Source organism: Sediminicoccus sp. BL-A-41-H5 (assembly GCF_050632405.1).
In the GTDB taxonomy this organism is placed as follows: Bacteria; Pseudomonadota; Alphaproteobacteria; order Acetobacterales; family Acetobacteraceae; genus Roseococcus.
In genome coordinates this window covers 4,757,501-4,777,790 of sequence record NZ_CP192601.1, presented here as the reverse complement: position 1 = coordinate 4,777,790, position 20,290 = coordinate 4,757,501, and the positions used below count along the sequence as shown (strand labels likewise).

The 20,290-nt window shown below is 67.8% G+C and carries 18 protein-coding genes, 1 tRNA gene and 2 rRNA genes (1 of these 21 only partly in view); 13 read left to right on the top strand and 8 right to left on the bottom strand.

The annotated features are described in order from the left end of the window. Complete coding sequence (locus ACQ860_RS23370) at window positions 1-627, bottom strand: glutathione S-transferase family protein (protein WP_431305692.1); 627 nt, start codon at window positions 625-627, stop codon at window positions 1-3. A gap of 114 nt (window positions 628-741) precedes the next feature. Here ACQ860_RS23370 and ACQ860_RS23365 point away from each other — a divergent pair, with 114 nt between their 5' ends. From ACQ860_RS23365 to ACQ860_RS23335, 7 genes are all read left to right on the top strand, one after another. Further along, a complete protein-coding gene (locus ACQ860_RS23365) occupies window positions 742-1,611 on the top strand; it encodes a fumarate hydratase (RefSeq protein WP_431305691.1) in 870 nt (289 codons plus the stop codon). After that, a complete protein-coding gene (locus tag ACQ860_RS23360) occupies window positions 1,608-2,246 on the top strand; it encodes a fumarate hydratase C-terminal domain-containing protein (RefSeq protein WP_431305690.1) in 639 nt (212 codons plus the stop codon). The genes ACQ860_RS23365 and ACQ860_RS23360 overlap by 4 nt, the downstream gene beginning before the upstream one ends. Before the next feature lie 104 nt (window positions 2,247-2,350). Continuing rightward, window positions 2,351-3,265 (top strand): VOC family protein, encoded by a 915-nt coding sequence (locus ACQ860_RS23355; protein ID WP_431305689.1) that lies wholly within the window; start codon window positions 2,351-2,353, stop codon window positions 3,263-3,265. Between the two features lies 1 nt (window position 3,266). Beyond that, window positions 3,267-3,641, top strand: coding sequence for a nuclear transport factor 2 family protein (locus tag ACQ860_RS23350; RefSeq protein WP_431305688.1), 375 nt, complete (start codon window positions 3,267-3,269; stop codon window positions 3,639-3,641). Between the two features lie 53 nt (window positions 3,642-3,694). Continuing rightward, on the top strand, window positions 3,695-4,408 hold the full coding sequence (locus ACQ860_RS23345; protein ID WP_431305687.1) for a GntR family transcriptional regulator: 714 nt from the start codon (window positions 3,695-3,697) through the stop codon (window positions 4,406-4,408). A 71-nt stretch (window positions 4,409-4,479) separates the two neighbouring features. Further along, window positions 4,480-5,355, top strand: a complete 876-nt coding sequence (locus ACQ860_RS23340; RefSeq protein WP_431305686.1) for an alpha/beta hydrolase — start codon at window positions 4,480-4,482, stop codon at window positions 5,353-5,355. Continuing rightward, window positions 5,352-6,395: an Ldh family oxidoreductase gene (locus ACQ860_RS23335; RefSeq protein ID WP_431305685.1), complete on the top strand. Its 1,044-nt coding sequence runs from the start codon at window positions 5,352-5,354 to the stop codon at window positions 6,393-6,395. The genes ACQ860_RS23340 and ACQ860_RS23335 overlap by 4 nt, the downstream gene beginning before the upstream one ends. Here the strand turns inward: ACQ860_RS23335 and ACQ860_RS23330 are convergent. The 4 genes from ACQ860_RS23330 to ACQ860_RS23315 all read right to left on the bottom strand — a co-directional run bounded on the left by ACQ860_RS23330 (window position 6,392) and on the right by ACQ860_RS23315 (window position 11,337). Beyond that, window positions 6,392-7,375: a Bug family tripartite tricarboxylate transporter substrate binding protein gene (locus tag ACQ860_RS23330; protein ID WP_431305684.1), complete on the bottom strand. Its 984-nt coding sequence runs from the start codon at window positions 7,373-7,375 to the stop codon at window positions 6,392-6,394. The two genes, ACQ860_RS23335 and ACQ860_RS23330, sit on opposite strands and share 4 nt — an antisense overlap. A 140-nt stretch (window positions 7,376-7,515) precedes the next feature. After that, window positions 7,516-9,048, bottom strand: coding sequence for a class I adenylate-forming enzyme family protein (locus tag ACQ860_RS23325; RefSeq protein ID WP_431305683.1), 1,533 nt, complete (start codon window positions 9,046-9,048; stop codon window positions 7,516-7,518). A 1-nt stretch (window position 9,049) separates the two neighbouring features. Beyond that, window positions 9,050-10,261: an ABC transporter substrate-binding protein gene (locus ACQ860_RS23320; protein ID WP_431305682.1), complete on the bottom strand. Its 1,212-nt coding sequence runs from the start codon at window positions 10,259-10,261 to the stop codon at window positions 9,050-9,052. Window positions 10,262-10,365: 104 nt separating this feature from the next. Continuing rightward, on the bottom strand, window positions 10,366-11,337 hold the full coding sequence (locus ACQ860_RS23315) for a winged helix-turn-helix transcriptional regulator (protein ID WP_431305681.1): 972 nt from the start codon (window positions 11,335-11,337) through the stop codon (window positions 10,366-10,368). Window positions 11,338-11,463: 126 nt separating this feature from the next. On the opposite strand from ACQ860_RS23315, the gene ACQ860_RS23310 reads away from it, so the two are divergent. From ACQ860_RS23310 to ACQ860_RS23285, 6 genes are read left to right on the top strand one after another with little or no spacing between them, the layout of a single operon-like run. Next, window positions 11,464-11,913 carry an acyl-CoA thioesterase gene (locus ACQ860_RS23310; protein WP_431305680.1) on the top strand — a complete coding sequence of 150 codons (450 nt, stop codon included), beginning with the start codon at window positions 11,464-11,466 and terminating at the stop codon, window positions 11,911-11,913. Between the two features lie 6 nt (window positions 11,914-11,919). Further along, window positions 11,920-12,777 carry an FAD binding domain-containing protein gene (locus tag ACQ860_RS23305; protein ID WP_431305679.1) on the top strand — a complete coding sequence of 286 codons (858 nt, stop codon included), beginning with the start codon at window positions 11,920-11,922 and terminating at the stop codon, window positions 12,775-12,777. Continuing rightward, a complete protein-coding gene (locus ACQ860_RS23300) occupies window positions 12,774-13,259 on the top strand; it encodes a (2Fe-2S)-binding protein (protein ID WP_431305678.1) in 486 nt (161 codons plus the stop codon). Before ACQ860_RS23305 ends, ACQ860_RS23300 begins: the two co-directional genes overlap by 4 nt. After that, on the top strand, window positions 13,256-14,008 hold the full coding sequence (locus ACQ860_RS23295; protein ID WP_431305677.1) for an N-acyl homoserine lactonase family protein: 753 nt from the start codon (window positions 13,256-13,258) through the stop codon (window positions 14,006-14,008). Before ACQ860_RS23300 ends, ACQ860_RS23295 begins: the two co-directional genes overlap by 4 nt. After that, window positions 14,005-16,371, top strand: coding sequence for a xanthine dehydrogenase family protein molybdopterin-binding subunit (locus ACQ860_RS23290; protein WP_431305676.1), 2,367 nt, complete (start codon window positions 14,005-14,007; stop codon window positions 16,369-16,371). The genes ACQ860_RS23295 and ACQ860_RS23290 overlap by 4 nt, the downstream gene beginning before the upstream one ends. An 11-nt stretch (window positions 16,372-16,382) precedes the next feature. Beyond that, complete coding sequence (locus ACQ860_RS23285; protein ID WP_431305675.1) at window positions 16,383-17,141, top strand: SDR family NAD(P)-dependent oxidoreductase; 759 nt, start codon at window positions 16,383-16,385, stop codon at window positions 17,139-17,141. A gap of 339 nt (window positions 17,142-17,480) precedes the next feature. Here the strand turns inward: ACQ860_RS23285 and ACQ860_RS23280 are convergent. The 3 genes from ACQ860_RS23280 to ACQ860_RS23270 form a co-directional block, all read right to left on the bottom strand. Then, window positions 17,481-17,554 (bottom strand) — tRNA-Met (locus tag ACQ860_RS23280). A gap of 35 nt (window positions 17,555-17,589) precedes the next feature. Next, a 5S ribosomal RNA gene (rrf, locus tag ACQ860_RS23275) occupies window positions 17,590-17,704 on the bottom strand. Between the two features lie 117 nt (window positions 17,705-17,821). Then, window positions 17,822-20,290 (bottom strand): 23S ribosomal RNA (locus tag ACQ860_RS23270) (it continues 268 nt past the right edge of the window).

The window sequence follows — 20,290 nt, the reverse complement described above, 5'->3', positions numbered from 1 at the left end:
TCAGGCATCCACGATGCCGGTGGCGCGCATCGAAGGTCGCTCGGCGAAGCGCGCCTGCCAGGCGGAGAGCGCCGGGCAGCGTTCGCGCCAGCCGAGATCGGGGAACCGGAAATCCATATAGGCGCCGGCGATGGCCGTCGTGATCTGCGCGAGGCCCACGGGGCTCGCCTCCAGCGCCGCCACCTCGGCTTCCAGCGCGGGCAGCAGCGCCTCGGTCTTCAGCGCGAAGGCGTCGAGCAGGGCGGGCAGGGGCTGCGCGCGGTCGCGCTCATTGCGCCAGAGGATCAGCATGTCGAGAAAGCCGTTCGCCAGCGCGTGGCGGCGCAATTCCGTGAAGCGCGCGGGGCCGGCGGCCGGGATCATGCGGCCACCGCCCGCCAGGCTGTCGAGGTATTCGATGATGACGAGGCTGTCGTAGAGGATCGTGCCATCGGCCAGCACCAGCGTCGGGATCTTGCCGAGCGGATTCTCGGGCAGCAGCTCGCGCGCGGGCTTCACCATGGCGACCACGGTGCGCACCGTCTCGATGCGGTCGGCCAGGCCCAGCTCATGCGCCGCGACCATGACCTTGCGCACGAAGGGCGAGCGCGGGGACCAATGCAGCTTCATCATTCCGGGTGCGGTCATCTGGACGCCTCGCCTTGTGCTTGGACTGAAAGGTCAGTTATATGGGTTATACGGATCGCGCGGCTTCGTCCAGCCTTCTTCGCGCGGGTTCCGATCCAGGGGAGCGGGTCCAGGATGCCGATCACCTATGAGGCCGTGAAGAGCCTCTCCGCCCAGCTCTACGACTGGTCGCTGCGCCGCGTGCCCGAGGACACCAAGCTCGGCCTGCGCCGCGCGCTGGAGGCCGAGACGCAGCACGGCGCGCAGCAGGTGCTGAAGATGATGCTCGGCAGCGCGCAGCGCGCCGAGACGGAGGAGCGCTTCATCTGCTCCGATGCCGGCGTCCCGGTCTATCACGTGACGCTCGGCACGGCGGCGCGGCTGGAGGGCGACATCAAGGCCGCCATCAGTGACGGCTTCGACGAGCTGGTGGCGACGATCAGGCCGCCCCTGCTGAAGCATGTGACCAACCCGCTGACCAATGAGCGCGGCCACAAGGGCAAGGATATGCCCCTCATCACCTGGGATGTGGCGGGCGGCGCCGATTGGGTGGAGATCCTCTGCCAGCCCAAGGCGCTGGGCTCGGGCCGCTGGGCCGCGCTCGAGACCTTCTCCTTCCCGAGCCTCGCGCAGATCGAGGAATACGTGATGAAGGTGGTGCTGCAGGCGGGCTCGCAGCATTGCCCGCCGGTGATCATCGGCGTCGGCATCGGCGGGTCCTTCGACGTGGCGGCGCGGATCGCGAGCAAGGCGACGATGCGCCCGATCGGCAGCATCAACCCCGAGCCGGTCCTGGAAGCGATGGAGGAACGCCTGCTGCGCGCGGTGAACGCGACCGGCTTCGGCCCCATGGGCACGGGCGGCGACACGACGGCGCTGGCGGTGCATGTGGATTACGCCTCGGGCCATGGCTACACGCCCGTCGCCGTCTGCTTCAACTGCTGGATCAACCGCCGCACCCGCGCGCGGCTGCACGCGGATGGCAGCGTGGAGCGCTTCGAATGAGTGCGCCCGGGACCGAGGGCCTGCGCCGCATCCGCATGCCGATGTCGCGCGAGGATGCGCGGAGCCTGCGCGCCGGCGACATGATCCTGCTGGATGGCGAGATCATCATCACGGCGGGCCTGCCCACCGTGCAGCGCCTCGTCGCCTGCGCCGAGGAAGCCCGCGATCCGCCCATTCCACTGCGGGGCGGTTCGCTCTTCCACCTCGGCTCCTACTCGCAGGATGGCGCGGAGGGCGGGCTCGAAATCCTCTACATGAACCCGACCACCAGCACGCGCTTCAACCCGCACATGCCGCGGCTGATCCGGCATTTCGGGCTGACGGCCGTGGGCGGCAAGGGCGGGCTGGATTCGGCCAGCGTGGCCGCCATGGCCGAGGTGGGCTGCGTCTATCTCTCCTTCCTCGGCGGCGGCGCGCCGCTGCATTCCTCCGCGATCACGGCGGTGCGCGAGGTCGCCTATCCCGACCTCGTCGCGCATTATCGCCTGGTGCGGCTGGCGGTGGAGGGGTTGGGGCCGGTGACCATCGGGATCGATGCGCATGGCAACAGCCTGTTCGACTCGCTGCAGGCGCAGGCAAAGGCGCGGATGGCGGGAATCCTGGAAGGGTTGGCAGCCAGCTGCGGCGCGGATTGATTTTCGAAAATATTGACGATTTCGATAATTGGCGCGAGGCTTCCCGGGCAAGAATGCTCCAGGGAGGGGAAGATGAAACGCCAGCACCAACAGGCCGCGCGCGCATGATCCAGGTCAAGCGCCTCCGGCACCTCGCCCTCACCGTGACTGACATGGAGCGGCAACTCGCCTATTATCGCGACGTGATCGGCCTCGCCGAGATCGGCCGGGAGGCGGGCCGCGCCTTCCTGGCGAGCGAGGCGGGCCAGCTTTCTATCGTGCTGGAGCAGGGTCAGGTGCCCGGCCTCGCCCGCCTCGGCTTCGATCTGCCGGCCGCGCCCGACATCGCCGCCGTCGAACGCGCGCTGATCAGCGCGGACCTGCCGGCAGAGCGCTGCTCGGATGTGGCGCCGGGCTGCCCTCTGGCCCTGCGCTCGCGCGATGCGGATGGCCGCGCGATCGAGCTGCATTTCGGCTTCCACGGCTATGAGAACCGCATGCCCCTGCCCGGCATCGCGCCGCTGAAGCTCGGCCATGTCGCCTGCTTCTCGCCCGATCCGGCGGCGACGGCGGATTTCTTCACCGGCCAGCTCGGTTTCCGCGTCTCGGATTGGATTGAGGACCGCTTCGTCTTCCTGCGCTGCAATCACGAGCACCACACCGTGAACTTCACCCGCGGCCCCGATGCGCGCATGCACCACATGGCCTTCGAACTGCGCGACGCCGGCCACATGCACCGCGCGGCCGATATCCTCGGCGGGCAGAAGGTGCCCATCCTCTGGGGCCCGGTGCGCCATGGCCCCGGCCACAATGTCGCGATGTATCACCGCGACCCCGAGGGCAACGCGATCGAGCTCTTCCACGGCCTCGACTGCATGACGGATGAGGCGCTGGGTTTCTGGGATCCGCGCCCCTGGCACCGCGACCGGCCGCAGCGCCCCAAGACCTGGGTCGGCCTGCCGCGCGATGTCTGGGGCCTGCCGCCCTCGCAGGCCTTCCTGGAGATGCACCGGCTGCAGCTCCCTGAGGAAAAGGGCTGAGATGGCGCCAGACGCCGCCGCCATCCTGGCGCTGGAGGATCAGCGCTTCCAGGCGATGATCACCCAGGACTTCACCACGCTGGATGCGCTGATCGCCGAGGATCTGCGCTTCGTGCATTCCAACGGCGTGGTGGAGGACAAGGCCGAGTTCCTGCGCAAGCTGCGCGCGGGCGAGCGGCGCTACCTGCGCTACGCCGCGCTTACGCGCGACGTGCGGCAGGAGGCCGGCTTCAGCTTCGTCTTCGGCGAGGCGGATGCCGAGATCGCACGCCCCGGCGGTGGCATCGCCACGCGGATGACCTATACCGCCATCTACCGCAACGCGCCGCGGCCCCTTCTCTTCGCCTGGCATTCGGTGAAATCGCCAACCCCTTGAGCCGGCGCGCGGACGGTTTCACTCTCGGCGCTTCCCAAGGAGACTCCGCCCGCATGTCCGCCACGGCAGCCTCAAAGCGCGCCGCCCCCGCCGCGGTCCTGATTAGCCAGACCGTCCTCAACCGGCTGCTCGCCGACATCCTGGATGGGCGCTATGCGCCGGGCGCCCGGCTGCGCTTCGCGGAATTGCAAGCGGCCTATGAGGTCGGCATCGGCACGCTGCGCGAGGCGCTGTCGCATCTCGCCTCGGTCGGCATGGTGGAGGTGGACGCCAATCGCGGCTATCGCGTCGCCCCGGTCTCCGAGGCGGATCTGCTGGATGTTTCCAGCCTTCTGATCGAGTTCGAGCAGCGCGCGATCCTCTCCTCCATTGAGAATGGCGACAAGGCCTGGGAGGAGGCGGTGGTGGTGACCTTCCATCGCCTCTCCGCCATCGAATCGCGCCCGCGCGCGGAACGTGCCGCGCGCTTTAAGGAATGGGTGGCGCTGCACCGGGATTTCCACCATGCGCTGGTCTCGGCCTGCGGCTCGCGTTGGCTGCTGCACATGCGCGGCCTGCTCTATGACCACATGGAGCGCTACCGCTTGCTCTCGCAGCGCCACCGCCCGCAGGGGCCGGGGCGGCTCGCGGAGCATGAGGCGATCAAGCAGGCGGCGCTCGCACGCCGCGGCCCGGAGGCGGCGGAACTGCTGCGGAAGCAGCTGCAATGGACGGTGGACAATGTGCGGCTCTACGCGCCGCAATTCATCCAGCCGCCCGAGACCTGAGCCGAAAATCGAATATCTTGAAAGTTTCGAAAATCGTAGCATGATGCCGTGACGCAAGGGAACGGCAGGACATGGACAGCGACATCACCTTCACCTCGGACGGGCTGACCCTCGCCGGCAACCTGCATGTGCCGGATGGCCGGGCCGGGGATCAGCGGCTCCCCGCTGTCATCGTCCTGCACGGCTTCATCGGCGCGAAGGACAATTCCTATTCCGAGGTGGTCAGCCGGCTCATGGAAAGCTGGGGCTATGTCGTGCTGCGCATCGATTTCCGCGGCTGCGGCAAGAGCGAGGGTACGCGCGGCTACGTGCTCTGCCATGACCAGGTGGCCGATACCCGCAACGCCATGACCTGGCTGGCCCAGCGCCCCGAGGTAGACCCCGCGCGCATCGCCGTGCTGGGCCATTCCTTCGGCGCCGCCATCGCGGCCTATACCGCCAGCACCGACACGCGCTTCGCGGCCGCCATTATCTCCTGCGGCTGGGGCCATGGCGAGCGCAAGTTCCGCGGCCAGCACCCGACGCCCGAGGCCTGGGAGAAGTTCACGGGCCTCCTCGCTGAAGGCCGCGCCCACAAGGCCCGCACCGGCGAGACGATGATGGTCAGCCGCTGGGATGTGGTGCCGATGGCCGAGCATCTCCGCAAGAACCTCTCCCACCTCGCGCAGACCGTGGTGGCGGCCGACACCGCGCAGAGCATGTTCGACTTCAAGGCCGAGGAGGTGATCCACCAGCTCGCCCCCCGCCCCGTGCTCTTCATGCATGGCGCGGACGACACTGTGACGCCGGTCGAGCAATCCATCCGCATGTGGGAGCTGGCGGGCCAGCCAAAGGACCTCGTGCTGATCACCGGCACCGACCATTTCCCGATCTTCGGCAAGGACAATCGCGGCCGCGACGTCCTGAAGGGCTGGATGGAGCGCTACTTCCCCGCCACGCCGGCATGAGTGCCCGCATCGAAGCCGGCGCGCTGCGCGATTTCGCCGCCGCCATCCTGCAGGCGGCCGGCACGGGCGAGGCCGATGCGCGCGCCTGGGCCGAGACGCTGGTCTGGGCCAATCTGCGCGGCGTGGACAGCCACGGGGTGCTGCGCATCCCGCGCTATCTGGAGCTCATCGGCACCGGCGCCATCAATCCGCGCCCGGCCATGGCGATGCGGATGCAGGCCGGCGCCATTGGTCTGCTCGACGCCGACCAGGCGCCAGGCCCCGTCGCCATGAACCGCGCGATGGACGAGGCCATCGCCATCGCGCGCCGGCTGCATCTGGGCTGGGTGGTCGCGCGGGACATCACCCATGCCGGCGCCGTCGGGCATTTCGCGCTGCGCGCCGCCGCGCAGGGAATGGCGGGGCTGGTGATGACCGCCTCCGGCCCGCTCATGGCCTGGCCGGGCAGCGCGGGGGCGGTGGTCTCCACCAACCCGCTCGCCATCGCGATCCCGTCCGGCACGCGCCCGCCCTTGCTGCTCGACATGTCCACGGCGGCTGTCGCACTCGGCAAGATCATTGCGGCGAAGGATGCCGGCACGCCCATCCCCGAGGGCTGGGGCGTGGATGCGGCGGGCCAGCCGACGCAGGACCCCGCTAAGGTCGCGACCCTGCTGCCCATGGCCGGGCCGAAGGGTGCGGGCCTCTCACTGATGATCGAGTGCCTGGCCAGCCTCGCCGCCGGCAATCCGCTGATCAGCCTGGCGCTGCGCGGCGAGGGCGCCAAGGAGGGGCCGCGCATGAACGGCCTTGCCATCGCGCTCGACATCGCAGCCTTCGGCGCGCCGGGCGCCTTCACCGCGGAGGTGGAGGCCCTGGCAGCGGCCGTCGCCGCCGTGCCGGCCAGCGGCGCCACGCCGGTCCTGCTGCCGGGGGATCGCGGCGGTGCGGTGATGGCGCGGCGCCTGCGCGAGGGTATCAGCCTGCCGGACGGGACCTGGAAACGCCTGGCGGCCTCGGCCGCCACGCTCGGCGTGCCGCTGCCGCCCGTCCTGGCCTAGCCAGCCTGGAGTTGCCGGCTGCCGATCAGCTCGCGCCAACGGGAGATCTCGCTGGCGACCAGGCTGCGCAGTTCCTCCGCAGTGCTGGTGCGGACGCGCCCGTCCACCAGCGCCGCGAGGCGGCTGCGATGTTCCGGCTGCTCGGCGAGGGTCAACACCGCCTGGTGCAGCCGCTGCTGCACGAGCTCGGACAGGTTGGCGGGGCCGGCAAGCCCCGCCCAGGTGGTCACCGCGTAGTTCGGCACCGTCTCCCCCGCCGAGGGCACATTGGGGAAGGCCGCGACGGGCTCGGGCGCCGTCACCGCCAGCGCGCGCAGCCGCCCGGACTGCAGCTGCGGCCCGGCCGTGACGGTGGTGATGATGGCGCAGGTGAGGTCGCCGCTCATCAGGCCGGTGATGGCGTCCGACTCGCCACGATAGGGGACATGGACCAGCTGCGCGCCCGACATCGCGCCCAGCAGCTCGCCCGCCAGATGATGCGTGGAGCCGACGCCGGCCGAGCCGAAGGTCAGCCCGCCGGGCCGGTTGGCCATCTGCAGCAGCGCACGGAGGTCTCGCGCCGGATGGTCTGCCCGGACGACGATGACGAAGCCGAATTCCACCACGCGGGAGATCCAGGTGAAGCCCTCCACCGGATCGAAGGTGAGATTGCGGCCAAAGGCGGCGGCGACCGCATGGCCGCCGGTGATGAGGCCAAGAGTGTAGCCATCCGGCACCGCACGGCTCAGCGCGGCGGAGGCCACCATGCCACCCGCGCCGGGGCGCGGCTCCACGATGATGGTCTGCCCCAGGATATTGCCCAACGAAACCGCCAGCACCCGCGCCAGCGCATCGGCCGAGCCGCCGGGGGCGAAGCCGTGCAGCAGGGTGATCGGGCGTTCGGGCCAGGCAGCGAGGGCGGGGCTTGCGGCCAGGACGCCCATCGCGCCCAGCAGCAGCCGGCGCGGCAGGCGCGTGTCGGCTTTGGTACCGCTTGTCATTGCTTGTGATCCTCCCTGACTGGGCACCGGGCCCGGCGCGTCGCAACCGCCCGGCCTCCGGTGGGTCAGCGACGCCCCGGCAAGCTCTCACAAAATTTTCGAAAATTCAACTCTCTTCGAATATTTGCGATGGATGACTCTCAGGCCAGGAGCAGCTCCTTCAGCCGGAACCGCATGATCTTCCCCGAGCCGGTGCGCGGGATCTCATCGGTGATCTGGACCAGATGGGGCACCTTGTAGGCGGACAGCGCCAACCGTAGGGCCGCGAGCAGGGCCTCCACGTCCACATCTTCGGCGTGCTTCTCGGCGACGAAGAGCACGGGCACCTCGCCCAGCTCCGCATGCGGCGCGGCCACGACGGCACAGTCGCGCACGCCCGGGAAGGCGGCGGCCACCTCCTCGATCTCGGCGGGCGCGATGTTCTGACCGCCCCGGATGATGAGTTCCTTCAGCCGGCCGGTGATGGTGAGAAAGCCATCCGCATCCGCGCGGGCGAGGTCGCCGGTGTGATACCAGCCGCGGCGCAGCGCCTGCGCCGTCTCAGCCGGCTTGTTGTGGTAGCCCAGCATGACGTTGGGGCCGCGGACGATCAGCTCACCCTCGGCGCCGGGCGCCGCATCCTCGCCGCTCACGGGGTCCAGCAGCCGCACCGTCAGGCCAGGCACCGGTAGCCCGCAGGAGCCGAGCGGACGCGCGCCCTCCATCCAGTTCATCGTGACCATGGTGCAGGTCTCGGTGATGCCATAGCCATCCAGCAACCGCGAGCCGAAGCGCTCCTCCCAGGCCCGGTTGAGCGTGCCCGGCATGATGGCGCCGGCCGAGACCGAGCGCGTCAGGCGTGGGGCGACCGGCGCCTCGCCCTCGGGGATGGTCTGCAGCAGGTAGTGGAACATGGTCGGCACGCCCGCGAAGAGCGTGGGCTGTTCCTCGGCCAGCAGGCGTCGTGCCTCGCCGGTCGAATAGCGCTCCATGATGCGCACCGAGCAGCCGGTGGCGATGGACGAGAGGAAGGCCAGGTTCAGCCCATAGGAGTGGAAGAGCGGCAGGGGCGAGAGGAATTCATCCTCCGCCGACAGGCCCAGGATGGGTGCCCAGCAGGCGGCCGTGACCCAGAGCATGCCGCGCAGCGTCAGGATCACGCCCTTGGCCCGGCCCGTGGTGCCAGAGGTGTAGATGATGAAGGCGGCTTCTTCGAGCAGCGGCGGGTCGGGCGGCGGCAGCGGCGGCGCCGCGGCGGTCATGGCCTCCAGCCCGGCAGGCCCGTCCTCGGCGATGATGAGGGTGGTGAGGGCTGGCAGGCCGGCGAGCACCTCCCTGACCTGCCCCGCGCGCTCGGCGCTGACGATGAGCGCACGGCAGCCGGCATCCTCCAGGCGATAGAGGATCTCGGGCAACGTCGCGTCATGGCTGATCGGCACGTTGATCGCGCCCGCGCGCAGGATGGCGCAGCCGGCCTCGATCCAGGCGACCGAGTTGGGCAGCAGCAGGGCGACCCGATCGCCCGGCGCAATTCCAGCCGCCGCGAGTTGGCCGGCGAGGTTGCCGCTGCGCGCTGCCAGCTCCGCCCAGGTCACGCCCCGCACGGAATCCCGGAAGGCCGGCTTCCCGCCCCGCGCGCCGGCGTGGCGGACGAGCAGCTCGGGCAGCGGGGCGATCAGATCCGTGCGGATCACCTCAGCCCCGCTGGACCAGCGGGCAGGCGCTTTGCGAGAGCGGGCGATAGGCCTCCTCGCCCGGGATGGTCGCGCGCAGCTTGTAGTAGTCCCAGGCGCGGCGCGATTCCTCGGGGCGCTTCACCTCGTAGACGTACATGTCGTGCACCATGCGGCCATCGATGCGGATGCGGCCATTGGTGGCGAAGAAGTCGTTGATCGGCGTGTCGCGCATCCTCGCCATGATCGCCGCCGTGTCGAGCGAGCCGACCGCGCGTACCGCGTTCAGGTAATGCATGGTCGAGGAGTAATCGCCCGCATCGCCCATATGCGGCATGCGGTTACGGATGGCGAAGAAGCGCTGCGCCCAGGCGCGCGTCGCATCATCCCGGTCCCAGTAGAAACCATTGGTCAGCACCATGCCCTGCGCGACCTGCAGGCCCAGTGCATGCACGTCGGGCAGCCAGGTGAGCAAGCCCACCACCGTCTGCCGGCGGCGCAGCCCGAATTCGTGCGCGGCCTTCACCGCATTGATGAAGACCGTGCCCGAGCCCGCGATGGCGACGACCTGCGCGCCCGAGCCCTGGGCCCGCAGCAGGAAGGAGGAGAGGTCCGCGCTCTCCACCGGATAGCGCACCGTACCGGCGACGCGTCCGCCCGCCGCGCGCACCACCTCGATCGTGTCGGATTCCAGCGCATGGCCGAAGGCGTAGTCGGCGGTCAGGAAGAACCAGCTGGTCTTGCCGTCGCGCAGCAGCGCATTCGCGGTCCCGCGCGCCAGCGCCACAGTGTCATAGGCATAGTGGATGCTGTTGGGCGTGCAGCCCTCATTGGTGATGCGCGATGAGCCCGAGCCGTTGACGATGGCGATCCGGTTGCGTTCGCGCGCGACACCCGCCACGGCCAGGGCCACGGCGGAATTGATCAGGTTGGCAATCAGATGCACGTCGTTGCGGTCATACCATTCGCGCGCGCGGGTGACGGCGACATCGGGTCGGTTCTGGTGATCGGCGACGACCACCTCGATGGGCAGCCCGAGCACCTGCCCGCCGAAATCCTGCACGGCCATGCGCACGGCGGTGACCGCACCCTCGCCCGACTGGTCGGAGAACTGGCCCGACATGTCGGTCAGCACACCGATGCGGATGGGGCCGGTCTGCGCCAGGGCGGGGCTGGCCAGAGTGGCGCCCAGCGCCGTCCCGAGGGCCGCCTGGTTGAAGCTTCTGCGTTGCATGGACTGATCTCCTCGATGTTTCGCAGGCTGCTCTTGATGGCGGCCCTGATGCGAAGGGAGACTTGCATAGCAAGACTGTCAGATCAACAACTCTCTGCGGGGCCTCAGAGCTGGTAGGCGGTGATGAACCGGACCCGCCGCGCCGGCACCTCCTCCCCGCAGGCCGAGCAGACCAGACGTGGCGTGAGCGTCCGCCCGGAGGGGTCGACGAAGCGCATGGTCGGCGTGCGGCCGGGGCGCAGCCAGCGGTCGGCCCAGGCTTTCATAAGGGCGAGCGGCGCGAAGAGGTCCCAGCCCGCCGGCGTCAGCCCATAGGCGGCGCCCCCGCCCGCGCGCTCCAGCAGGCCGGCGGCGACCAGGTTCTTCAGCCGGCCGGAGAGGATGTTGGTCGCGATGCCGAGGTTCTGATGGATCTCGTCGAAACGCGTGTTGCCGTGGAAGAATTCCCGCAGGATCAGGAAGGTCCAGCGGTCACCGATGATCGAGAGGGTCCTCTCCACCGAGCAGGGCCGGCGGCCAACGACCTGGCCGTCGCGCCAGGGGCGGCGCTGCCGGGCGGGCGCGGCGCTGGCCAGGCGCCAGTAGTCGGGCGCGATGGCGAAGCTGACGCGCCGCGCATCCACCGCCTCCCCGTTCTCGGCCCAGACCACGCGGGGCGAGAACCAGGAGCGGCAATCAAGGTGGAACAAGGCCAGAGGCGGCCGCCCTGGCTGCAGCCAACGGTCGCCGAAGCCCAGCAGCGAGAGGAAGACGGGGTAGAGGTCCATTCCCCGCTCGGTCAGGAAATAGCCCTTCCAGCGCCGCGCCTCGCCCAGTTCTCGGAGTTCGAAGATTCCGGCCTCGACCAGCTTGTCGAGGGTCCCGGTCAGCGTGGCGCGCGGAATCGCGAGGCGCTCATGGAAATCATTGAACCGGCGGGCGGAGAAGAAGGCCTCGCGCGCCACCAGGAAGGTCCAGGTGTCGCCGAGGATGCCGATGGTGTCGGCCATGGCGCAGTCCCGCTCATGGCCGCGCGGGATGATCCGATCGGCGCGAAGCGCATCCTCGGCCAGGCTGTCGGGCATGATCTCGCTCACATTCTCTCCCTTGCCATGCCTCTTGCATCCTACCCCGTCGCCATGGTCTTGTCTTGCAAGTCTAGTTACGCAAGTTGGGAGGCGCAGGGTGGCAAGACAATCACGTGCCGGCGGGGAAGCAACGCCGTGAGCGCCCGTCCCGCGCCCGGCACCCGGGCCGATTACCGCCATCACATCGCCATCACCACCCGCTGGGCGGATAATGACGTCTATGGCCACATCAACAACGTCACCTACTATTCCTTTTTCCACACGGCGGTGAACACCTGGCTGATCGGGCGCGGCGTGCTGGACATCCAGGCCAGCCCGGTGATCGGCCTGGTGGTGGAGACCGGCTGCCGCTGCGCCCGGCCGCTGGCCTATCCCATGCCCATCACCGCCGGCATCCGGGTGGCGCGGCTCGGCACCTCTTCGGTGCGCTACGAGGTCGGCATCTTCGGTGGCGAGGCGGAGACCGCCGCGGCGGAAGGGCATTTCATCCATGTCTATGTCGCGCGTGAGGCCGGGCGCCCCGTGCCCCTGCCCGCCGCGCTGCGCGCGGCACTGGAGAGCATCCTCGTCCCCGGGGCGGATTGAGGCCGGATGAAGCCGCCCCCCTTCGACTATCGGCGCTGCGCGAGCCTGGAGGAGGCGCTCTCGCTGCTCGCCACCCATGGCACCGAGGCCAAGCTGCTGGCCGGCGGGCAAAGCCTGATGCCCATGCTGAATTTCCGCCTGCTGCGCCCCGCCATCCTGGTGGATATCGGCCGCATCGCGGCGCTGGATGGCATCACCGAGGATGCGCGGGGCCTGACCATCGGCGCGCTGGCGCGCCACCGCGTGCTGGAGACCGATGCGCGCATCGCCACCCATTTCCCGGTGCTGGCCGAGGCCATGGCGCATGTCGCGCATCTGGCCGTGCGCAACCGCGGCACCATCGGCGGCAGCCTCTCCCATGCCGATCCCGCCGCCGAATTGCCCATGATGGCGCTGCTGCTCGACGCCACGCTGCGCCTCACCCGCCAGGATGGCGCGCGAGAGATTCCCGCCGCGGATTTCTTCCTCGGCAGCCTCGCCACCGCGCTCGAACCGGAGGAGGTTCTGACCGCCATCCACCTGCCCTTCCTGCCGCCCGGCACGGGCTGGGGCTTTGCCGAGACGGCGCCGCGCGCGGGTGATTTCGCCACGGCCGCCGCCGCCTGCCTGCTGACCCGGCGGGGGGGCGTCATCACCATGGCGCGCATCGCACTGATGGGTGTGCATGAGACCGCGCTGCGCATCCCCGCGGCCGAGGCTGCGCTGCTCGGCCAGGGGCCCGGCGCCTTTGCCGAAGCCGCCCGCATCGCCCGCGACGCGGTGGAGCCCAACAGCGATCTGCGTGCCTCAGCCGATCTGCGGCGGCATCTGGTGGAGGTGCAGCTCGGCCGCGTACTGGCCGCCGCCTGGGAGAAGGCCGCATGATCGCGAAGCAACGCATCGCCCTCACCGTCAACGGGAGGCAGATCGAGGCGGAGGTCGAACCCCGGCTGCTACTCACGGATTTCCTGCGCGGCACGCTCGGCCTCACGGGCACGCATGTCGGCTGCGAACACGGTGTCTGCGGCGCCTGCACCATCCTGCTCGATGGCCGCAGCGCGCGCGCCTGCCTGATGCTCGCGGTGCAGGCCGATGGCAGCAGCCTGGAGACGGTGGAAAGCCTCGGCACGCCCGAGATGCTCTCCGACCTGCAGAAGGATTTCCGCGAGCATCACGCGCTGCAATGCGGCTTCTGCACGCCGGGCATGCTGATGACCGCGACCGATCTGTTGCGCACGCAGCCCCTGGCGAGCGACGAGGAGATCCGGGACGGCCTCTCGGGCAATCTCTGCCGCTGCACCGGCTATGAAAACATCGTGCGGGCGGTGCGCGCCGCCGCGGCCCGCCGTGGGGGGACCCCGTCATGAAGCTGCATCTGCTCTCCAGCGGCCGCATCAGGCTGCGCCGCGCCACCTACATCCCCGGCGCCCCGCGCGAGGAGGTGTTCGAGGCCCCCGTGCCCTGCTTCCTCATCCGCCACCCCCAGGGCGATGTGGTGGTCGACACCGGCTGCAATCCGGTCGCGGCGGCCGACCCCACCGGCACCTGGGGCGCGCTGGCCAAATCCATGCCGCCGCTGCACGGGCCGGAGGAACATGTCGGTGCGTCCCTCGCCGCATTGGCCGTGCGCGCGGAAGACGTGCCGATGGTGGTGATGACCCATCTCCATTTCGACCATGCCGGCGCGAATGCGCTGTTTCCCCGCGCCGAATTCATCGTCCAGGCCGCCGAACACGAGGCCGCGAGCGCTGAGGATGCCGAGGCCTGGGGCTATATCCGCCGCGAATGGGACATGGGCCGGCCAATGCGCCGCATCGCGGGCGAACTCGATCTCTTCGGCGATGGAAAGGTCCGCCTCATCCCCCTGCCCGGCCATACGCCGGGGCTGATGGGCGTGCTGCTCGACATGCCCGGCGACGGCCGCATCCTCATCGCCGGTGACGCCGTGCCGCTGCGCCAGGTGCTCGATGAGGATCTCATGCCGCGCAACATGCGCGACCAGGAAGCGGCGCGCGCCAGCTATTCCCGCGTGCGCGCCATCGAGACCGAGGGAGCGCTGGTTATCTGCGGCCATGACATGCCGCAGTGGCAATCGCTGCGGCCCACCTACGCATGAGCGAAGCCATCGCCCGGCCGAAGCATGTCGGCAGCCCGGTGCTGCGGGTGGAGGATCCGCGCCTGCTCGCCGGCCAGGGCAGCTATGTCGCGGATCTCTTCCCCGCCGATACCTGGCATATCGCCTTCCGGCGCAGCGAGCACGGCCATGCCCGCATCCTCGGCGTGGACAGCGCCGCCGCTGCCGCCCTTCCGGGGGTCATCGCCATCGTGACGGCGGCCCATCTGGAAGGGCTGGTGCGCCCGGTCCGCGCCACATCGCGCATGGCGCATTACCAGGCGACGGCGACCCTCCCGCTGGCCCAGGGCAAGGTGCGCTACGTCGGCGAACCCGTCGTCGCAGTATTGGCCGAGAGCCGCTACATCGCGGAGGACGCGGCCGAACTCGTCGAGATAGACTACGATCCGCTGCCCGAGATCGCCGACCCCGAGGCGGCGGCGCAACCCGATGCGCCCGTGCTCAATCCCGAGACCACCTCCAACATCCTGGTCGAACGCAGCTTCGGCCGGGGCGAGGCGGAGGCGGCGATGGCGGCGGCACCACACCGCGTGGGCGCGCGCTTCCGCTTCCACCGCAAGGCGCCGATCGCGATGGAACCCCGCGCCTGCCTCGCGACCATCGAGCGCGGCCGGGGCGCGCTGACGCTGCACAGTTCGACGCAGATCCCCGGCATCATCCGCGACGCCCTGGCCGATGCGCTCGACCTGCCGGGCCATGCGCTGCGCGTGGTCGCACCCGATGTCGGTGGCGGCTTCGGCGGCAAGGCCTCGCTCTATCCGGAGGAGCTGGTGGTGGCCGCCCTCGCCCGGCGGCATGGCCACGCCGTGGGCTGGGTGGCGGACCGAATGGAGGACATCCTTTCCACCAGCCATGGCTTCGACGAGATCGTGACGGCCGAGCTCGGCTTCGATGGCGAGGGGCGGCTGCTGGCCCTGACCGCCGAGATCCTGGGCGATGTGGGCGCCACCTCGATCTACCCCTGGACCGCCGCGCTGGAGCCGGTTCAGGTGGCGAGCTTCCTGCCCGGCCCCTACCGGCTCGCGGCTTATCGCGGGCATGTGCGGGCGGTGGCCACCAGCAAGGCGCCGACCGGGCCCTATCGCGGCGTGGGAAGGCCGATCTCCACCTTCGTGATGGAACGGCTGGTGGACATGGCGGCGCGGAAATTGGCGCTGGACCCCGTGGAGATGCGGGCGCGCAACCTCATCCAGGCGGAGGAATTTCCCTATCGCACCGGCTCAGGGATCATCTGGGACCGTTCGGGCTTCCAGGAATGCCTGGCCAGCGCCTGCGAAACCGTGGGCTATGCGGGACTCCGGCGGGAGCAGGCGGCGGCGCGGGCCGCGGGGCGCTGGGTGGGCATCGGCGTCGCCTCCTATGCGGAACTCACGGGCATCGGCTCGCGCATCTCCGCGGCCCCGGGCATGCCCATCAACACGGGCACAGAGACGGCGGAGATCAGCATCGATTCCACCGGCGCGGTGACGGCGAAATTCGGCGTCGCCTCGCATGGCCAAGGTCTGGAGACGACGCTGACGCAGATCGTCGCTGATGAGCTCGGCGCGCGCATTGCCGATATCCGCATCATCCAGGGCGACAGTGGCGCGGTGCCCCACGGCACCGGCACTTATGCCAGCCGCAGCGCGGTGCTGGCCGGCGGGGCCGCGACGCTCTCGGCCCGGGTGGTGCGGCGCAAGCTGATGATGGCGGCCGCCCATCTGCTCGAGGCGGCCGAGGCGGATATCGAGGTCGAGGAGGGGCGCGTGCGGGTCGCCGGCACAGATCGCGAGCTTTCCTTCCGCGAAGTCGCCCGCGCCGTCTATTCCGAGATGGGCCGCTTCCCGCGCGACACCATGCCGGATCTTTCGGCGCGCGAGACCTATGATCCCTATTTCGGCACCACCGCCGCCGCCACGCATATCGCGATGGTCGAGATCGATCCTGGCACCTTTGCCGTGCGGGTTCTGCGGCATGTCGTCGCGGAGGATTGCGGCCGGCTGATCAACCCCATGATCGTGGATGGGCAGGTGCATGGCGGCGTCGCGCAGGGCATCGGCGCGGCGCTGCTGGAGGAGCTGGTTTATGACGAGCGCGGCCAGATCGTGACGGCGAATCTGGTGGACTACCTGGTGCCGACCGCGGCCGAGATTCCGACCCTGGAGGTCGCGCATGTCGAATCCGAATTGCCCGCCACCATCGGCGGCTATCGCGGCATGGGCGAGGGCGGCACGATCGGCGCGCCCGCCGCCATCGCCAATGCCGTCAGCGACGCGCTGGCGCCGCTCGGCATCGAGATCAACACCTTGCCCGTGACGCCGGAGCGCATCTTCCGGCTGATCGAGCCCGCACGCGCACGCAGTTGAGGAGAACGCCCATGCAAGCACAGCTCACCGGCAAGGTTGCCGTCGTCACCGGCGGGGGGCGCGATGTCGGTCGCGCCATCTGCCTCGGACTTGCCGCCGAGGGCGCCGCCATAGCGGTGAATTACCGCCGCTCGGCCGCCGAGGCGGAGGCGGTGGTGCGCGAGATCACCGCCGCCGGCGGCCGCGCCATCGCCTATGGCGCCGACGTGACAGACTACGCCGCGGTGAAGGCGATGATGGCGCAGGTGGCGGCCGATCTCGGCGGCATCGACATCCTCGTGAACAATGCCGGCCTCGCCCTGCGCAAGCGCTTCGTCGAGACCGGGCCGGAGGATTGGCATTCGCAGATCAATGCCTGCCTCTACGGTTCGCTGCATTGCTGCCACGCCGCCGCCCCCTTCATCGAGGCGCGGAAGAATGGCCGCATCATCAGCCTGGTCGGCGATTCTTCGCGCGTGGGTGAGAGCGGCCTGTCCATCGTAGCGGCGGCGCGCGGCGGCACGATCGCGCTGATGAAGTCGCTGGCGCGGGAGATGGGACGCTCCTGGACCACTGCCAATGTGGTCAGCCTCGGCCTGATCGAGACGCAGCATTCCGACAAGGCTTGGCTGGACGAGAACCGTGACAAGCTGACCCGCGCCTATCCGCTGCGGCGGCTCGGCCTGCCCGAGGATGTGGCACCAACCGTGGTGCATCTGGCATCGCCCGGTGGATCCTGGATCACCGGGCAGGTGATCAGCGTAAGCGGCGGTTTCAGCATGGTGGGATGATAGCGTGGGCACGTCAGTCTGCGCCGCTGCTGCATCCCAATTTCTGCGAGGTCTACCGGGCGCGAGTGGCGCGTCTGCAGGAGGGGCTTGACGCTGAGGTGGATCGAGAAGCTCGCGAGGTGGCGCGCGCCTTGATCGCGCGCGTTGAAGTCCATCCGCAGTTGGTCCGTGGCCTGGTCGAGGCGATCACGCTGGTGCCGGAGGAAGGTGATCTTCGGATTGAAGTCCGCGGTGCTTTGGGTGCGATCCTGGCCTTGGCCGACGGTGCTCCGCGACTGTGGGGACGACCCGTAGAATCGCCAAACCCGTCAACCTTCTGGGTTGACGGGTTTTTCTGGGATGCGGGGACAGGATTTGAACCTGTGACCTTCAGGTTATGAGCCTGACGAGCTACCGGGCTGCTCCACCCCGCGTGACGGTGGTATAAAAAAAGGTTTTCGGTTGGGTGGCCTGGCGCTGACCGACTCTCCCGCCGCTTGAGCGGCAGTACCATGGGCGCTGGAGTGTTTCACGGCCGAGTTCGGGATGGGATCGGGTGTTTCAACTCCGCGATAGGCACCAGGCCACCGAACCGAAAACCTGTTCGTGTGGTGATGGGGATTGGTTGGAATGGGATGAGTGTGTGAAGTGGGGTTTGGTGCTGCGTGCGGTGTTCGGACGTGGTCCGAACCGCATTGGGGAGTAGTGAGCCTATCGGGCTATTAGGATCGCTTAGCTGCACGCATTACTGCGCTTCCACAGGCGACCTATCAACGTGATGGTCTATCACGGCCCTCGGGGAGACCTGGTTTTGAGGTGGGTTTCCCGCTTAGATGCTTTCAGCGGTTATCCCGTCCACACTTAGCTACCCAGCTGTGCCACTGGCGTGACAACTGGTGCACCAGAGGTATGTCCATCCCGGTCCTCTCGTACTAGGGACAGATCCTCTCAAGTCTCCAACACCCACAGCAGATAGGGACCGAACTGTCTCACGACGTTCTAAACCCAGCTCACGTACCGCTTTAATCGGCGAACAGCCGAACCCTTGGGACCTGCTCCAGCCCCGGGATGCGATGAGCCGACATCGAGGTGCCAAACCTCCCCGTCGATGTGGACTCTTGGGGGAGATCAGCCTGTTATCCCTAGAGTACCTTTTATCCGTTGAGCGATGGCCCGTCCACGAGGGACCACCGGATCACTAAGGCCGACTTTCGTCTCTGTTCGCGCTGTCACGCTCACAGTCAGGCGGGCTTATGCCTTTGCACTCAACAGCCGATGTCCGACCGGCTTGAGCCCACCATCGCGCGCCTCCGTTACAATTTGGGAGGCGACCGCCCCAGTCAAACTGCCCACCACGCAGGGTCCCGGCCCGGGATAACCAGGCTCGGTTAGACGCCAAAAAGGCACAGGGTGGTATTTCAAGGTTGGCTCCACACAAGCTAGCGCCCATGCTTCAAAGCCTCCCACCTATCCTACACAGTCCCTTCCTGGCGCCACTGCGAAGTTGCAGTAAAGGTTCATAGGGTCTTTCCGTCTAACTGCGGGTACCCCGCATCTTCACGGGGAATTCAATTTCGCTGAGCCCATGCCGGAGACAGTGGGGAGGTCGTTACGCCATTCGTGCAGGTCGGAACTTACCCGACAAGGAATTTCGCTACCTTAGGACCGTTATAGTTACGGCCGCCGTTTACCGGGGCTTCAATTCGATGCTTGCACATCTCCTTTTAACCTTCCGGCACCGGGCAGGCGTCAGACCCTATACGTCATCTCTCGATTTCGCAGAGCCCTGTGTTTTTACTAAACAGTCGCCACCCCCTGCTTTGTGCCACCCACACCTGCTTGCGCAAGCATGGGTCTCGCTTATCCCGAAGTTACGCGAGCAATTTGCCTAGTTCCTTCGACATGGTTCTCTCAAGCGCCTTGGTATACTCTACCAGTCCACCTGTGTCGGTTTCGGGTACGGTTCAATGTCAGAGCTATTTCCCGGACCCATCCAACCACCACCCCAATCCAATAAGGGATAATGGAACTTCAGGGCCGTCACTTCTGACGAGCTCAGGAATATTCACCTGATTCCCATCGGCTACGGCTGTCGCCCTCGCCTTAGGGGCCGGCTCACCCTGCGCGGATTAGCCTTGCGCAGGAACCCTTGGACTTACGGCGAGAGGGTTTCTCACCCTCTTTGTCGCTACTCATGTCCGCATTCGCACTTCCCATACCTCCAGCACACCTCGCGATGCACCTTCACAGGCCTAGGGAACGCTCCGCTACCACGCACCTTACGGTGCATCCACAGCTTCGGCAGATGGCTTGAGCCCCGTTACATTTTCGCCGCAAGACAGCTATTAGACCAGTGAGCTATTACGCTTTCTTTAAAGGATGGCTGCTTCTAAGCCAACCTCCTGGTTGTTTTGGCCGTCTCACATGCTTTCCCACTTAGCCATCATTTGGGGGCCTTAGCTGGTGGTCTGGGCTGTTTCCCTCTCGACTATGGACCTTAGCACCCACAGTCTGTCTGCCAGGTAGCACTCACCGGCATTCGGAGTTCGGTAGGGTTTGGTAGGGCTTTGGGCCCCCCTAGCCCTTCCGGTGCTCTACCTCCGGTGGTGTTCGCCTGACGATCTACCTCAATAGATTTCGCGGAGAACCAGCTATTTCCGAGTTTGATTGGCCTTTCACCCCTAGCCACAGCTCATCCCCGACTTTTTCAACAGGCGTGGGTTCGGCCCTCCAGTGGGTGTTACCCCACCTTCAGCCTGGCCATGGCTAGATCACTCGGTTTCGGGTCTCATGCCGGCAACTAAACGCCCTATTCAAACTCGCTTTCGCTTCGCCTACACCTAACGGCTTAAGCTTGCTGCCAACACGAACTCGCGGACCCATTATACAAAAGGTACGCCGTCACACCTCAAGGGTGCTCCGACTGCTTGTAAGCGTCCGGTTTCAGGTCTCTTTCACTCCCCTCGTCGGGGTGCTTTTCACCTTTCCCTCACGGTACTTGTGCACTATCGGTCGCCAAGGAGTATTTAGGCTTAGAGGGTGGTCCCCCTACGTTCAGACAGGGTTTCACGTGCCCCGCCCTACTCAAGGACCCCTAACCACATCACGCCTACGGGACTATCACCCACTATGGTCAGCCTTTCCAGACTGCTCGGCTTATTGGTCAAGGG